A 14,768-nucleotide genomic window follows, 5' to 3' on the forward strand; every position below is an offset into this window, starting at 1 on the left:
CCGGACTTTGGTCAATTGACAGGTCAGGAGGTCGATATTTCTCTGGTCCTTTACCCATGAATGGAATCAGACCGGATGAATCAAGACAGGAAGGGTGAGGTATTTTCGGGGCTAAGTGTCTGCAAAAAACGCCTGGCAACGGCCATATCGGCGGTGATGGCTCTGACCTGTGAAATAGCCTATTCCAGACAGATTGTGACCAGCAGCGAAACCATTGAGCCTAACCAGATCATTCAGGCCTTGCCTGAAGATGAAACCGCTATTGAAATTCGCAATCCTTCTGGCAAAAGCGTGCTTCTGATTGAGGGACTGGTTTTGAATCCGGATACCGATGGCAATGCACAGTCTGCTGTTCGATACATTGGCTCGAGTTCCGGTCTTTTGCTGTGGCTGGGCCCAAAAGGCGAGATAAGAGGGGAAGGACAGTCAGACGGCATTCTGATTGACGCGGGTCAGGAGCCCGACTCTGAAAATCCTCATTGGACTGAGAGGAGGAGCAGTCAGTGATATCTCGGGAGTAGAGCAGATCATTGTTTATGATCATGGCAGAGACGTGGATGATGCACCTGTTCTGAAAGGCAATATCCTGCAAGGCTCCAGTATCGAGCGTCCCGATTTGTTCATAGAAGGGCCGTTGAAGATTGTTAATGATGCCACCACTGCACAGACGCTGGATGTGGATATTCAGCAATCAGGCAATGGACGTTTGATTATTTCTTTACCTGAAAATGCAGAGACAAGCACCCCTGTTGTGGTCACCGGGCAGGTTGATTTTGGTAGTTCGCCCGCTATTCAGGTTGTTCCCACTGGTGAAACCTTTGTCAGATAACGGATTGCCACTGCGATGGCCTCGGCCATACTGATGGCAGAAGCAACGCCTTTCCCGGCAATGTCGTAGGCAGTGCCATGATCTACTGAAGTTCTCAGGAAGGGTAAGCCGCAGGTGATTGAAATGGTTTTATGGAAGTCCACCATTTTGGTCGCAATGTGTCCCTGATCATGATAGAGCGAGATGACAGCATCAAACTTTCCATTCAGAGCCTGATAAAACACCGAGTCAGCAGGCAGGGGGCCGGACACGTTCAACCCAAGCTGCTGTAGTTCAAGAACAGCAGGCCTGATTTCTTCCTGCTCTTCATGTCCAAACAGTCCGTTATCTCCACAATGAGGATTTAACCCGGCTATAGCCAGATGGGGGGTCTCAATACCCAGAGATTTCATGGCATCAACCGCTTTTTGAGCACATTGAATCAGGTGATGTCGGGTGACGTAGTCACAGGCCAGCTTGAGAGACAGATGTCGTGAAAGAAAAAAGACTTTCAAGCCCGCAACCTCAAATAAAGTGAGTGGGTTCTTGCTGTTTGTCAGCTCGGCAAGAATCTCGGTGTGTCCTGCCTGTCTGATATTAGCCGCGTCCAGGGACATCTTATTAACAGGGGGCGTTACCAGAGCCTGGGCCTGCCTCTCCAGAGCCAGTTGTGTTGCCAGTTGAATACAGTCGTAGGCCATCTTTCCTGCGGCTGGGGAAACTCTGCCCGGCTCGACACTTTGAGGAGGGGCAGGTGGCTCAAGGACATTGAGAATACCTGTCCGTGGATCAATATCCGAACAGGCCTCAACAGAGTTGATAGTAAGAGGCGAAGCGCTGATCGAAATGGCTTGCTGAAGAATCTCCACGTAGCCGACGACCAGCAATCGACAGGTATTGGAGAAGTCATTGGTTAAAAGTGCCTTTATCAGGATTTCCGGGCCAATTCCGGCCGGGTCACCCATTGGAATACAGATAAGGGGTTTCATCACTCACAGCAACGTCTGGCTGGACTCAGTCTGATTGATAGCTGTGAGTTTAGTCCATGCAATCAGGAAGAACATGCCATCCTATTCAAAGTATAATTGCATTGCCGTACAGTCAGGAGCGGATGATATTACCACCTGCCTCGCTGATGGCCGCCAGGCTCTCATCATCGAAACGGCTGTCTGTGATAATGGTATCCAGCTCATTCAGCTGACAGATGGTTTTCATGCTGGAAGCGCCAAACTTGCTGGAGTCTGCCAGCAGTACACTGCGGGCTGCACGTTCCAGCATCTTGCGACGAATAAAGTAATGGTCGGTAGACGCAGTAGTCATACCGTGTTGCAGACTCCAGCTGTTGGTTGCCAGAAAGGCAACGTCAGCATTAATGCTGTCCAGGAAGGACAGGGCAGTTGTGTCACAGTGAGCCTTGGTAATGGCACTGACCAGTCCCCCCGTCGTGTAGACCTTGGCGGTTGAAGAGTCTGACAATTGCAGAGCAATTTTCAGGTCGGGCGTAATAATAGTGACCTTCATGCGCATCAACAGCTTGGCCAGGGCCATGGTGCTTGTGCCAGCATCCAGCAGAATGATCTGCCCTTCCTTGACCAGATTGAGGGCCTCGTGAGCAATGGACTTTTTCTCTTCAATGTTGACGGCGTTCTTCTTTTCGTAGGGGATATCTTCCATCAGGAAGCTTTTAGATACCGCACCGCCATAGGTGACGCGCAATTTGTCTTCCTGCTCCAGAGTTCGTATGTCGCGTCGAATAGTCATCTGGGAAACATCGAATTTCTCCGCCATCTCTTCGATGTTGGCACAGCCTTTCTCTTCAACATAAGACAAAATGTGCTCTCGACGCTCAACGGGAAGCATACCTGGACCTCTTGAATCATTGTGTATCTGTTATTAACGCCTCTCAGGGAGCTCTGGGGCGTAGTACTGGTTCGTGCTGCCGATATAGAGACAAGGCAATCAGAACAGCTAAAATTCACTGGCAGATTATATGGCAGAATTTGTTCAGTTTCTTCCCCAGATATACCTATATGGTTAAAAAAGAGACGAGTTTTGATTCAGGCATCAGGCTTTGTCCTGACTGTGATCTGATGATAAATACACCGGTCTTCAATCATGACCCGGCCTGTCGGCAGCAGGCTGTATGCCCCCGATGTGGCTGTGTGCTGGAGTCTCATCGCCCTGCAGGCATTCAGAGTAGTCTGGCTCTGGTTGTGACTGGCTTAATTCTGTTTATACCGGCCAATTATTACCCTGTTCTATCCATGGATATTCTGGGAAATGAGCAGCAAAGCACGATTTGCGGAGGTGTTGCTGCTCTCTATCAAGGGGATTATGGTGCTATAGCTTTGCTGGTGCTCCTGTCTGCCATACTGATCCCTCTTTTTCGCCTTTTGATTCTGCTTAAAATCATTGTATCTGCCATCACTAGCCGGGGGCGCAGAATATCCAGAAGTTTGCTGAGACTTTATACCCGCCTGGAAGAGTGGGGCATGACGGAAATCTATTTTCTGGGTGCGCTGGTCGCGGTCATCAAACTGGCAGATATGGCCAGCGTGCAGATAGGTACAGGGTTATATTGCTTTGCCGGACTGATGCTCTGCGAACTGATTATTGCCCAGAACCTGAACGAGCATGAGATCTGGACAATGCTGGGAGAGGATGAATGACTGCATCGGATTCGGAGCAACCCGGCCCGATGTCCAGCGGTGCTGATTGTGGGATAAAACTCTGTCTGGATTGCCACAGGGTTTGTCAGGCAGAAGATGTCCGGTGTCCCCGTTGTGGCAGTAAAGTGCGATCCAGAAAAAAAGACAGCCTGTCCCGTTGTTGGGCTCTAACCTTCACCGCCGCGCTGCTCTACATACCTGCAAACATGCTGCCGATAATGATCGTAAGTCGTTTTGGGCGCAGCAGGCCGGATACGATCATGTCTGGGGTTATGGAGCTGATACATCATGGTATGGCACCCATTGCGCTGCTGGTTTTTACAGCGAGTATCCTGGTCCCTTTGATGAAACTTTTGGGCATGGTATGGCTGCTGGTTTGTGTGCATACAAGAAGGATCAACCCGGGTCGTCAGACTGCCTTGTATCGATTGATTGTCTGGATTGGCCGCTGGTCCATGCTGGATATTTTTATTATTTCCCTTCTCGTCGCACTGGTGCAGTTCGGGCATCTGGGCACTGTCACGGCGGGTCCTGCGGCTTTTGCGTTTGCCGCGGTGGTGGTGTTGACCATGTGCGCGGCAATGAGCTTTGACCCCAGATTACTTTGGGACCGGTCAAGGCCGTTCAGTCTGAAAGGAGATCAACAATGAGCGATGAAAAGATCGCTGTGAAGGCTGATCTGAAAGAGCGTCGTCGTGTTCCGGCTATCTGGCTGCTGCCCCTTATTGCTCTGATGATTGTTGCCTTTCTTATCTGGAGAACACTGTATCAACACGGGCTCGAAGTTCACGTTCATTTTGACAGTGCCAAAGGCATGCAAGTAGGCAAAACAGAAGTCAGGTACAACGGTCTGGCGGTAGGTAAAGTCGCTCGAATGACCATGACGAAAGACCTTGAAGGTGTCGATGTCGAGCTGGAAATGGATCGGCAGATGCAGAAGTATCTCAGAGATAACAGTCAGTTCTGGCTGGTTCAGCCCCAACTTTCTGTAGCGGGCGTGTCCGGTCTGGATACTCTGGTCTCTGGCAACTACATCGCTTTTAAGCCCTCCGAGAAGGGGGAAAGGCAGCTATCCTTCCTGGCGCTGAAGTCACCACCCACGCCGGGCATAGAAGAAGGTGGGCTGAGCCTGGTACTTCAGGCTGAAGAGTTGTCCTCTGTGCAGGAGGGAAGCCCGGTCTATTATCGCCGTCTGAAGATTGGCGAAGTGACTCGCTACGCTCTCTCATCGGATAACGAAAGAGTCGATGTCCATGTTTACATCAAACCGATGTTCACTCATCTGGTAAGAAAAAATACCCGTTTCTGGAATGCGGGAGGGGTGGATATTTCCGGAGGTCTGACGCACCTGAAGGTCAGAACCCAGTCGTTGATTTCCATTATCCAGGGCGGGGTCGCTCTTTACACTCCGGAATGGGAGGAAAAAGAACCGAAAGCATCCGATGGCACCCGCTTTCCTTTGTACGACGATTATGACGCAGCGGAAGCGGGAATTCGTATTTCTATTAAGTTCCCTCTGGATGTCGCTCTTGGCCAGGAAAAATCAAAAATACTGTTTCATGGTATGGAAGTGGGCGTTATCAAGAATACGTCGTTTAATGAGGATTACTCAGCCATTATTGCCGAGGCCGTTATTCGTCCTGAAGCCAGGAACATTTTGGTAAAAGGTGCCCGTTTCTGGATGGTGGCACCACAAATAAACCTCAAAGGCATCACCGGCCTGGAGACCTTATTGGCTGGCCGCTATATCGCTATGGATGTCAGTCAGGTTGATATGAAAAATGCCGAACCGGAAACAGATTTTATGGGTCTGGCCACCAAGCCTCCGGCTTCACCATCTTCTCCGGGCTTACACCTTGAGCTCAGGGCTGACTCCCTTGAAGGTCTGAATCAGGGTAGCCCTGTCCTCTACAGAAAAATGCCTGTTGGTGAAGTGGAGTCCTACACGCTGGGAAAACAGGAAGTGGTGATCAAAATATTGATCAAGCCCAAATATCAACATCTCGTGAATAAAAGCACGCTTTTCTGGAATATCAGCGGTGTAACTCTGGAAGGTGGGTTGCAGGGATTCAAAGTCAGGACAGGAACACTCAACTCTATGATTTCAGGAGGCATTGCATTTAAAACCCCAAACCCTGATGCAGCCAAAGTTGCCAATAAAACCCGGTTTGTTTTGTATGATGATATTAACCGGGCAAGTGAAACCGGCAAGGTGATACATATTCAATTTGAATCGGCGGATGGCCTTCAGGTAGGTACACGACTGAAGTACAAAGGTCTGGAGATGGGAAAGGTGACAGAACTTAATCTGGATGATGCCAAAAAAGCCATAAAAGCCAGCGTCTTACTCAATGGAGGCGCTGATTGGCTGGCTCGCAAAGGTTCCAGGTTCTGGCTGGTTAAACCTAAACTGGGTCTCACCAACACAGCTCACCTGGAAACCTTGTTGACAGGTCTTTATATCGACGTGTCGCCAGCACGCTCCCAGGCTGCTGCCAAGCGTGATGTTTTTGTTGCAGACCCAAGAGCGCCTGATGATCAGCCTCGTTCTGGTGGTCTGCGTATTCGCTTGGTCAGTGCTCAGCTGGGTTCCATTAAACCGGGTAATCCCGTTTATTACCGGGAGATTCCGGTAGGCGTGGTTACCGGATTCAAGTTGGGTAACCCTGCCAACAAAGTCATTATTTTTCTCAACATCGAAGATCGCTACGCGCCGCTGGTAACCCATAAAAGCCGATTCTGGAATGCCAGTGGCGTGGATTTCAATTTTGGTTTGTTCAGTGGTGCCAGGCTTCGAACGGAATCCCTCGAAGCGGTTCTGGCGGGTGGCGTTGCCTTTGCGACGCCGGAGCAGGGACACAGGGTTGCTCCTGAAACTTCGTTCGAGCTGGCGGATGAACCGCAAGCTGAATGGCTGAAATGGGCTCCTGCCATCGTCTACCCTGAATAGCTCCAGAACGATTATTTGCATCTTTTTCTCATGCAGGCATCATAGGAAACTGTTTAAACAATAATACTGACAGCAGGAAGCCATTGCAGTCTATTTGAAGCCAGGTTTCCAATAAACGTTCTGGCGGCACGAGGCAAGGCGGTGGTGATTCATTATGATTTTGCAGCCGGAAAAGCGACTTCCATTCCTGAAGATATCCGGCAAGCGTTGTTAGAGCACGTTCAGTAATGACTGATGTCCTTGAAATCAGGGCCGGTTCCACAGCTCTGGAAAAAATACGAGATGAAGGTCTTCCCCAGTCCGGTATTGATATCATGCTGGGGGCTTCAGGCGGTCCCAAATGGTTCGTGTTAACAGGTCTGGACAAGTGTCTGATCGGTGAATATTTTAAAGACAGACAGCAGCCCCTGAACCTCTTAGGTACGTCTGCGGGAGCATGGCGCCTCAGTTGTTATGCTCAGGAAAATGCCCTCGAAGCTCACCACCGGCTTGAACAGGGTTACTTGCTGACAGAGTATTCAATAGAGCCAGATGCTGCGGAGGTCAGCCGAAAGTGCCGGGTTCTGGCCCGGGACATGTTGGGTGAGAATGGAGCAAACGAGATTCTTGCCAATGGGGTCATAAGATTTAACCTGATCGCAGCCAAGAGCCGGGGGCTTATCAAAAGCGATGTGAACCTGAAACAGCTCTCGGGACTCAGCCTTGCAGCAATCGGCAATACATTCAGCCGCAAAACACTGGGGGCTTTTTTTACCAGAACGCTTTTCCATCATCCTGATGCCAATGCTCCGTTCTACAAAATGGACAACCTGCCAACAGAGAGGGTTTCTTTATCCGAAGAGAATATGCTGGATGCCATTATGGCCTCCGGATCAATTCCTCTGGCGATGGAAGGGGTGCGGAATATTGCCGGTGCCCCGAAAGGTGTGTATCGGGATGGCGGCATCACAGACTACCATTTTGACATGGCATTTCCGAAGGGAGAGGGCCTGATTCTTTACCCTCACTTCTATCAACGAATCGTGCCTGGCTGGTTTGATAAAAGCCTGAAGTGGCGAACACCGGCCATTGAACACTGTGACAAGCTGGTTTTGGTGTACCCTTCTGAATCCTTTGTCAGCAAACTTCCCTATGGCAAAATTCCGGACAGAACCGATTTTAAAACCTTTTCTTTTGATGAAAGGGTTAAGTACTGGCAAAAAGTCATTAAAGAGAGTGACAGATTGGGAGGCGCTTTTCTGGAAGCTATCGAAACAGGAAAGATTCGACAGGAAGTAAAACCTCTTTAAGAAGAGAGGTCAGAATGGCACCGAAAGTCATAGTTTAGCATTCAAAGGAATCAGCAGAACAAACGTCTTCTGGCTCTCGAACCTGTGATGATTGCGCTTATTGTTTTATTCCACTGTCAACGGCAACTTCACTGACGGGAAGACCAAGATAAAGCGAAGGGTTGTGATAGATTTCACACGATACAGGACGATCTTCGTCATTCTGAATATACGATTGAGGGCTCATAAAAAAGTGTAAAGATAAATCTGCATTGTGCTCGTATTCACTGACCACATTCATAATGGCTGTGAGTGCATTCATTAAATTACTATGTTGATTATTAAAATGCAGTGGCAGAGGCAGGTGTAGATCATTAAAAAGCATCGCTGGGGTTCCCCATACCAGATGAACATTTGTAGACTCTGAACAGCTGCTGCAAGGATTGAAGGCTTCTGGAATAATAGCTGCAAGCATCACCGGCGTGACTGTGCCAGCGGCAGCCTGATTACCCGCATCGGCCACCGTCATTCGAGTAACGATCAGCTGTAACATATTTCCTTCCTGAATAGCTTGAAAAACAGCAGTAAGATCGATCATCAGTGAGGCGTTCTGAAACTCAGCAGTGAGCAGGTGAGTCATTCCCATATATGACAGGTCCGGCCATTGAGATGGGTCTATTTTCGCCGCTCTTTCACGAGACAGAGCCTCTACCCTGGAATGGATTGGCAACGTTAACAGTACTGTCTGTCCGGCTCCTGCACTACGCGCTGCCAGAGACATTTTTTCCAGGAACTCCATCTGCTTTTGCTTTTGCTCCACCATCTCAAATAGCTTTGGCAGACGTTCCTGATCCCCCTCCTCCAACTTAAAATTTACATGATCTATCCCGCTGAGATGACCCATATCTACAAGACTATAAGCAATTCGCTCAGCCAATGCCTTGGCATATGCATCGCCATCTTCTTCTGCTTCTGCCCGCGCGATAGCATCAAAAGCCCAGTCTTTGACTTTAACCTGAACAATCAACGTATCATCATTTTCACCCTTCTTTACCGACAAGAATTTATAGGGTATCGGATCAAACGCCCCGGGATCAGGTATCTCAAAGTTCGTTGCTCCGGTGGTGTTTTTAGCTGCAGAGCTTTTCATATCTTCATCAGCGGAGGATGACGGACCGGAAGGTGGAGAAGTAGAGTTCCCGGAATCACAGGTTCGGCAGAACACCTCTTTGCCGCACCTCTTACAGGTACCGGGTGCAGCCAGCACTTGCACGCTAAGTAACAAAACAAATAAAGAAAGCCATCTCGATTGATGAATAAAATAATGATGCATATCCCAATTCGCCCTTAATAAAAAAACGAATATGAGCATAGACTAAAATTTTGCACTGCAAGCCAGGGAATTTCTTAAAGAAAGGCAAGCTCAGCCCAAACCGATAATATGACAGCTCGCCCAGGATCAGAGGTCAGTTTATGATGCGGTCAAACCGCACTGGCATAATCAGCAGAACAAACGTCTTCTGACGCCTGAGTCTGTGATGATTGCATTTATAGTCTTGTTACATCTTCGCTGAAAATGCACTATCGGGAAGATTTCGATTAATCGAATGTTCGATATCGGGGATTGATGATAGAGGATCTTCGTTATTCTGAATATACGTTTGAGGAGCCGCAAAAAAGTGTAAAGATAAATCAGCATTTTGCTCGTATTCACTGGCCACATTCATAATCGCTGTGAGTGCATCCATTAAATCATGTTGATTAAAACGCAGTGGCGGGGGCAGGTTCTCATCATGATAAATCATTGGCACGGCTCCCCATACCAGATGAACATTCGGAGACTCTGCTTGATCACGGCGCTGAGTGGGGTCTTCAATAAGAGCTGCAAGCATCACGGGCGTGACTGTGCCAGCGGCAGCCTGATTGCCCTCATCTGCAGCCGCCATTCGGGTAATGATCAGCTGTATCATATTTCCCTCCTGAATAGCCTGAAAAACAGCAGTAAGGTCGAACATCAGTGAGGCGTTCTGAAACTCAGCAGTGAGCAGGTGAGTCATTCCCATATACGACAGGTCCGGCCATTGAGATGGGTCTATATTCGCGGCTCTTTCACGAGTCAGAGCATCTACTCTTTCATGGATTGTCCACCTTCTAAACGTTATTGCTCGTTCGTCTTCTGCACCAAGCGCTGCCAGATACATTTTTTGCAAGAACTCGATCTGCTTTTGCTTTTGCTCCACCATCTTAAATAGCTTTGGCAGACGTTCCTGATCCCCCTCCTCCAACTCAAAATTGACATAATTTATCCCTTTGATGATATTGCGCATATCTACAAGATTAGAAGCCATTTGCTCAGCAAATGCCATGGCACATGCATCGCCATCTTCTTCTGTTTCCGCCCTTTCGATATCATCAATAGCCCAGTCTCTGATTTTAAATTGAACTATCAACGTGTCATCATTTTCCCTCTTTACCGACAAGAATCTATAGGGTTTCAGATATAACTCCACGGAATTAGGTGTCTCAGAGTTCGTTGCTCCGGTGGTTTTAGCTGCAGAGCTTTTCATGTCCTCATCAGCAGAGGATGACGGACCAGAAGGTGAAGAAGTAGAGTTCCCGGAATCACAGGTTCGGCAGAACACCTCTTTGCCGCACCTCTTACAGGTACCGGGTGCAGCCAGCACTTGCACGCTAAGTAACAAAACAAATAAATAAAGCCATCTCGATTGATGAATAAAATAATGATGCATATCTCAATTCGCCCTTAATAAAAAAACGAATATGAGCATAGACTAAAATTTTGCACTGCAAGCCAGGGAATTTCTTAAAGAAAGGCAAGCTCAGACCAAACCGATAATATGACAGCTCGCCCAGGATCAGAGGTCAGTTTATGATGCGGTCAAACCGCACTGTCAGAATCAGCAGAACAAACGTCTTCTGACGCCTGAGTCTGTGATGATTGCATTTATAGTCTTGTTACATCTTCGCTGAAAATGCACTATCGGGAAGATTACGATTAATCGAATGTTCGATATTGAGGATTGTTAATAGAGGATCTTCGTTATTCTGAATATACGTTTGAGGAGCCACAAAAAAGTGTAAAGATAAATCAGCATTTTGCTCGTATTCACTGACCACATTCATAATGGCTGTGAGTGCATTCATTAAATTACTATGTTGATTATTAAAATGCAGTGGCAGAGGCAGGTGTATATCATTAAAAAGCATTGCTGGGGTTCCCCATACCAGATGAATATTCGTGGACTCTGAACAGCTGCTGTAACGATTGAAGGCTTCTGGAATAATAGCTGCAAGCATCACCGGCGTGACTGTGCCAGCGGCAGCCTGATTGCCCTCATCTGCTGCAACCGTTTGAGTAATGATCAGCTGTATCATATTTCCTTCCTGAATAGCTTGAAAAACAGCAGTAAGATCGATCGTCAGTGAGGCGTTCTGAAACTCAGCAGTGAGCAGGTGAGTCATTCCCATATATGACAGGTCTGGCCATTGAGATGGGTCTATTTTCGCCGCTCTTTCACGAGACAGAGCCTCTACCCTAAAATGGATTGGCGTCTTTAACATTAGTGTCTGTCCGGCTCCCGCACTGCACGCTGCCAGATACATTTTTTCCAGGAACTCCATCTGCTTTTGCTTTTGCTCCACCATCTCAAATAGCTTTGGCAGACGTTCCTGATCCCCCTCATCTAACTTAAAATTGACATGATCTATCCCTCTGATATTGCTCATATCTACAAGATTAGAAGCAATTAGCTCAGCCAATCCCTTGGAAGATGCATCGCCATCTTCTTGTGTTTCTGCACGCTGGATAGCATCAATAACCCTACTTTGGACTTTAACCTGGACAATCAACGAATCACCATTTTCACCCTTCTCTACCGCCGAGAATCTATAGGGTATCGGATCAAACGCCTCGGGATCAGGTATCTCAGAGTTCGTTGCTCCGGTGGTGTTCTTAGCTGCAGAGCTTTTCATATCTTCATCAGCAGAGGATGACGGACCAGAAGGTGAAGTAGAGTTCCCGGAATCACAGGTTCGGCAGAAAAGCTCTTTGCCGCACCTCTCACAGGTACAGGGGGAAGCCAGCACTTGCACGCTAAGTAACAAAACAAATAAAGAAAGCCATCTCGATTGATGAATAAAATAAAGATGCATATACCAATGCGCCCTTAATAAAAAAACGAATATGAGCATAGACTAAAATTTTGCACTGCAAGCCAGGGCATTTCATAAAGAAAGGCAAGCTCAGCCCGAACCGATAATACGACAGCTCGCCCAGGATCAGAGGTTAGTATGCGGTCAAACCGCACTGTCAGACTCAGCAGAACAAACGTTTCATGACTGCTGAGTCTGTGAGGATTGCACTTATAGTCTTGTTACATCTTCGCTGAAAATGCGCTATCGGGAAGATTACGATTAATCGAATGTTCGATATTGGGGATTGATAATAGAGGATCTTCGTTATTCTCAATATACGTTTGAGGCGTCGTAAAAAAGTGTAAAGATAAATCAGCATTTTGCTCGTTTTCACTGACCACATTCATAATGGCTGTGAGTGCATCCATTAAATCATCTTGATTAAAAGTAAGCGCCAAATAAACCAGCGTACTGGCTGCCGCCCCCAAGATTTCTTATTCTTTGCCTGTCTTAACATTCCAGGGGAGAAGCTGTTCCAGTTTCTCAACGGTATCGGCGTAAGGCAGCTCTTTTAAAATATGGTTCAGGTAATTGAAAGGCTCCAGACCATTCACCTTTGCGCTTTCAATCAGGCTGTATAAAAGGGCACTGGCTTGCGCCCCTTTTGGCGTGTCTGCAAACATCCAGTTCTTGCGGCCAATAGCGAAGGGGCGGATGGTGTTTTCCGCTGCGGCATTACTGATATCCAGGTGGCCGTTGTCACAGTAAACGACCAGTTTTGGCCATTGGTTCAATGCATAGCTCATGGCTTGGTGCGACAGGCTGCCCGGGTCTAGCCTGGTTATGTTTTTCTCCAGCCATACATGAAAGTCGTCCAGTAGTGGCTTACTCTTTTGCTGACGCAGGATGGCTTTTTCTGATGGAGGAAGATCTCCTATTTCTTTCTCAATGGCGTAAAGCTTACCGATTTTGCCTAAAGCGACATTCGCCTTGCTAACGCGGGTGTTTTTCACCTTTTTGCCCGGTTTGGCTTCGCCCTTCCTGGCATCCAGAAATTTCCTGCGAACGTGGTCGAAGCAACCCGCCTGGGTGATGCCTTCTTGTTTGCATACAGCGTCGTAACTGGCATACCCGTCAGTTTGCAGGTAACCGCTGAACCCTTCGAACAGACGCAGGGGAACCTCCTTGCCTCTTGAGGGATCGTATTCAAACACCACCGATGTTTGTCCGGGTGGCCCACCAAGGCTGACCCACATATATTTGTCAGAGTTGATGGACTTGCTGGTTTCCTTGATCACCTGAATTCGGGTTTCGTCAGCATGGATCACCGAACCGGTCTTTTGATGATCTCTCATCAAATTGATGAGTGGCCGCAGTTCTGTAGACAGCCGAATCAAAGAGTTGGCCATCGTCGTCCGGGTGACAGAGCCACCGTATCGCTTGAGGATATTCTCTTGCCTGTACAAAGGCAGTGCGTCGCAGTACTTGGAGACAATGATCCAGGCCAGTGTGCAAACAGAGAGTGAAGATTTGGGCAGTGGGTGTTTTGGCAGCTCTGCAACTTTAATGACCCGCTTCTCCTGTCCATGCTCATCGACTTCTGGAAAGACTGCTTTCTCTTGCAGAATTTCTTTCACCTGAACCTTGGTCGGAACGATATCAAGCTCTTCACGGACTTTGACAAAGAAGGTATCAATGGCTCCGGCTTTTTCTTCTTCACTGAGTTCAGAGCGTTCCTGCACTCTGGGCAGAGACTCTGAAAATGACTTGCGCCCTGTTTTCTTTTTGCGTGGTTTTGGAGGCTCTTGCTCTGGCTGACCTTCAGCTTCGTCTTGCTCTCCGGTGCAGCCTTCCAGCTCCACCTCGTTGAAAATGTCGACCTGGCTGTTGTTTTTTTCAGTGCTTCTTCCGTACAGGCGGGATCGGGAGAGCCTCAGGTACTCTTCCAGTTGCGCAATGCGTTTTTTTTGAGAATCGATGACCTCTGACTTCTTTTGAATAATGTCGTCTTTTTCAAGAAGGGCATTTTCTTTTTCAAGAAGGGCATTTTCTTTTTCAAGAATGACACTTTCCTGCGAATGGATCGCCTCAAACAAGGCGACCATTTCAGGGTTAGTCTCAGCCTGATGAAAGGGCAAATCCAGTGCGGATTTCGGCTGAAAAATCAGAGTGTCGGCGGTCGATTTCATGGTCGCTATTTTACCATAAAACCCTGAAAAACAGGACTAAAAACAGCTCTCATAATGCCTTTTTTTATGGGGTTGCATGGCATTGAGATTGTAGCCGTCCAGCAGCCAGTTTAATTGTTTCCCGGTTAATGTAACCAGCTCTTCGTCCGGTTTGGGCCAGTGGAATTTGTCCTCAGACAGGCTCTTGTAATAAAGCACAAAACCATTATCTTCCCAGAACAGGCACTTGATTTTATTACGCTGCCGGTTGGTAAACGCATATAAATAGCCGTCAAAGGGGTTGTGCCCCAGCTCTTGTTCAACCAACACAGCAAGCCCACGAAATGACTTGCGAAAGTCAATCGGCTCCCGGTAGAGAAACACCTTTGGTAATACCTCTGACGGTCGCATAACCGGGGTGTTCATAGCATATCCCTCACCAGTTGCTCACAAAGCGACAGGTTACTTTCATCAATACCGGACACTGTTACACCACTGGGTAGGGTGATGGAGAGTGGTGTTATCCGAGAAGGCGCACCAGGTTCTGGTTGGGGTGTTACCTGGACAAAGCCAGAGTTGTTCGGGGTCGGTTTTACGCTGGGGGTTGTGTCGAGTTTACGCTTCCAGTATCCGAATTTGGATACCCTTATACCATGCTGTTGGCACCACGCACTCTGAGTCAAACCTGAATCCCGCCACGACTGAACACGCTCTAGCCATTCACTGTCTGCGGGTAATTTCTTTGACATA

At 48.0% G+C, this 14,768-nt stretch carries 15 protein-coding genes; 6 read left to right on the forward strand and 9 right to left on the reverse strand.

Annotated features, from left to right (window positions below; genetic code table 11):
- The first annotated feature begins 75 nt into the window (after positions 1-75).
- Both ACOMG9_RS00695 and ACOMG9_RS00700 read left to right on the forward strand, forming a co-directional pair.
- Positions 76-507 carry a hypothetical protein gene (locus ACOMG9_RS00695; protein ID WP_448215377.1) on the forward strand — a complete coding sequence of 144 codons (432 nt, stop codon included), beginning with the start codon at positions 76-78 and terminating at the stop codon, positions 505-507.
- 46 nt (positions 508-553) lie between these two features.
- On the forward strand, positions 554-829 hold the full coding sequence (locus ACOMG9_RS00700; RefSeq protein ID WP_448215378.1) for a hypothetical protein: 276 nt from the start codon (positions 554-556) through the stop codon (positions 827-829).
- Here the strand turns inward: ACOMG9_RS00700 and pdxA are convergent.
- The gene (gene pdxA / locus ACOMG9_RS00705; RefSeq protein ID WP_422136437.1) at positions 793-1,797 is read right to left on the reverse strand and encodes a 4-hydroxythreonine-4-phosphate dehydrogenase PdxA; all 1,005 of its coding nucleotides are present in this window, start codon (positions 1,795-1,797) and stop codon (positions 793-795) included. The two genes, ACOMG9_RS00700 and pdxA, sit on opposite strands and share 37 nt — an antisense overlap.
- A 112-nt stretch (positions 1,798-1,909) precedes the next feature.
- Positions 1,910-2,668: a DeoR/GlpR family DNA-binding transcription regulator gene (locus ACOMG9_RS00710; protein WP_422136438.1), complete on the reverse strand. Its 759-nt coding sequence runs from the start codon at positions 2,666-2,668 to the stop codon at positions 1,910-1,912.
- Positions 2,669-2,838: 170 nt separating this feature from the next.
- Between ACOMG9_RS00710 and ACOMG9_RS00715 the strand changes: the two genes are divergently transcribed.
- The 4 genes from ACOMG9_RS00715 to ACOMG9_RS00730 all read left to right on the forward strand — a co-directional run bounded on the left by ACOMG9_RS00715 (position 2,839) and on the right by ACOMG9_RS00730 (position 7,716).
- Complete coding sequence (locus ACOMG9_RS00715) at positions 2,839-3,477, forward strand: paraquat-inducible protein A (protein ID WP_448215379.1); 639 nt, start codon at positions 2,839-2,841, stop codon at positions 3,475-3,477.
- A complete protein-coding gene (locus ACOMG9_RS00720) occupies positions 3,474-4,127 on the forward strand; it encodes a paraquat-inducible protein A (protein ID WP_448215380.1) in 654 nt (217 codons plus the stop codon). Before ACOMG9_RS00715 ends, ACOMG9_RS00720 begins: the two co-directional genes overlap by 4 nt.
- The gene (locus ACOMG9_RS00725; protein ID WP_494529643.1) at positions 4,124-6,427 is read left to right on the forward strand and encodes a PqiB family protein; all 2,304 of its coding nucleotides are present in this window, start codon (positions 4,124-4,126) and stop codon (positions 6,425-6,427) included. The genes ACOMG9_RS00720 and ACOMG9_RS00725 overlap by 4 nt, the downstream gene beginning before the upstream one ends.
- A gap of 227 nt (positions 6,428-6,654) precedes the next feature.
- Positions 6,655-7,716: a patatin-like phospholipase family protein gene (locus ACOMG9_RS00730; RefSeq protein WP_448215382.1), complete on the forward strand. Its 1,062-nt coding sequence runs from the start codon at positions 6,655-6,657 to the stop codon at positions 7,714-7,716.
- A 97-nt stretch (positions 7,717-7,813) separates the two neighbouring features.
- Here the strand turns inward: ACOMG9_RS00730 and ACOMG9_RS00735 are convergent, their stop codons facing one another.
- The 7 genes from ACOMG9_RS00735 to tnpA all read right to left on the reverse strand — a co-directional run bounded on the left by ACOMG9_RS00735 (position 7,814) and on the right by tnpA (position 14,767).
- The gene (locus ACOMG9_RS00735; RefSeq protein WP_448215383.1) at positions 7,814-9,028 is read right to left on the reverse strand and encodes a hypothetical protein; all 1,215 of its coding nucleotides are present in this window, start codon (positions 9,026-9,028) and stop codon (positions 7,814-7,816) included.
- Between the two features lie 226 nt (positions 9,029-9,254).
- Positions 9,255-10,445: a hypothetical protein gene (locus ACOMG9_RS00740; protein ID WP_448215384.1), complete on the reverse strand. Its 1,191-nt coding sequence runs from the start codon at positions 10,443-10,445 to the stop codon at positions 9,255-9,257.
- Between the two features lie 226 nt (positions 10,446-10,671).
- Positions 10,672-11,868, reverse strand: coding sequence for a hypothetical protein (locus tag ACOMG9_RS00745; RefSeq protein WP_494529644.1), 1,197 nt, complete (start codon positions 11,866-11,868; stop codon positions 10,672-10,674).
- A gap of 221 nt (positions 11,869-12,089) precedes the next feature.
- On the reverse strand, positions 12,090-12,338 hold the full coding sequence (locus ACOMG9_RS00750) for a hypothetical protein (RefSeq protein ID WP_494529645.1): 249 nt from the start codon (positions 12,336-12,338) through the stop codon (positions 12,090-12,092).
- A gap of 6 nt (positions 12,339-12,344) precedes the next feature.
- Positions 12,345-14,039 (reverse strand): IS66 family transposase, encoded by a 1,695-nt coding sequence (tnpC, locus tag ACOMG9_RS00755; RefSeq protein WP_494529122.1) that lies wholly within the window; start codon positions 14,037-14,039, stop codon positions 12,345-12,347.
- Positions 14,040-14,075: 36 nt separating this feature from the next.
- On the reverse strand, positions 14,076-14,444 hold the full coding sequence (gene tnpB / locus ACOMG9_RS00760) for an IS66 family insertion sequence element accessory protein TnpB (RefSeq protein WP_448215654.1): 369 nt from the start codon (positions 14,442-14,444) through the stop codon (positions 14,076-14,078).
- On the reverse strand, positions 14,441-14,767 hold the full coding sequence (gene tnpA, locus ACOMG9_RS00765) for an IS66 family insertion sequence element accessory protein TnpA (RefSeq protein ID WP_448215653.1): 327 nt from the start codon (positions 14,765-14,767) through the stop codon (positions 14,441-14,443). Before tnpA ends, tnpB begins: the two co-directional genes overlap by 4 nt.
- Position 14,768 lies beyond the last annotated feature (1 nt).

This window comes from Endozoicomonas sp. PH6C, assembly GCF_059322965.1.

What these genes read in the sequence shown, in the direction of transcription:
- ACOMG9_RS00740 (WP_448215384.1), bottom strand. Translation starts at nt 10,445, where the DNA reads ATGCATCATTATTTTATTCATCAATCGAGATGGCTTTATTTATTTGTT.
- tnpA (WP_448215653.1), bottom strand. Translation starts at nt 14,767, where the DNA reads ATGTCAAAGAAATTACCCGCAGACAGTGAATGGCTAGAGCGTGTTCAG.
- ACOMG9_RS00715 (WP_448215379.1), top strand. Translation starts at nt 2,839, where the DNA reads ATGGTTAAAAAAGAGACGAGTTTTGATTCAGGCATCAGGCTTTGTCCT.
- ACOMG9_RS00745 (WP_494529644.1), bottom strand. Translation starts at nt 11,868, where the DNA reads ATGCATCTTTATTTTATTCATCAATCGAGATGGCTTTCTTTATTTGTT.
- ACOMG9_RS00695 (WP_448215377.1), top strand. Translation starts at nt 76, where the DNA reads ATGAATCAAGACAGGAAGGGTGAGGTATTTTCGGGGCTAAGTGTCTGC.
- ACOMG9_RS00720 (WP_448215380.1), top strand. Translation starts at nt 3,474, where the DNA reads ATGACTGCATCGGATTCGGAGCAACCCGGCCCGATGTCCAGCGGTGCT.
- ACOMG9_RS00735 (WP_448215383.1), bottom strand. Translation starts at nt 9,028, where the DNA reads ATGCATCATTATTTTATTCATCAATCGAGATGGCTTTCTTTATTTGTT.
- ACOMG9_RS00710 (WP_422136438.1), bottom strand. Translation starts at nt 2,668, where the DNA reads ATGCTTCCCGTTGAGCGTCGAGAGCACATTTTGTCTTATGTTGAAGAG.
- pdxA (WP_422136437.1), bottom strand. Translation starts at nt 1,797, where the DNA reads ATGAAACCCCTTATCTGTATTCCAATGGGTGACCCGGCCGGAATTGGC.
- tnpB (WP_448215654.1), bottom strand. Translation starts at nt 14,444, where the DNA reads ATGAACACCCCGGTTATGCGACCGTCAGAGGTATTACCAAAGGTGTTT.
- ACOMG9_RS00730 (WP_448215382.1), top strand. Translation starts at nt 6,655, where the DNA reads ATGACTGATGTCCTTGAAATCAGGGCCGGTTCCACAGCTCTGGAAAAA.
- ACOMG9_RS00725 (WP_494529643.1), top strand. Translation starts at nt 4,124, where the DNA reads ATGAGCGATGAAAAGATCGCTGTGAAGGCTGATCTGAAAGAGCGTCGT.
- tnpC (WP_494529122.1), bottom strand. Translation starts at nt 14,039, where the DNA reads ATGAAATCGACCGCCGACACTCTGATTTTTCAGCCGAAATCCGCACTG.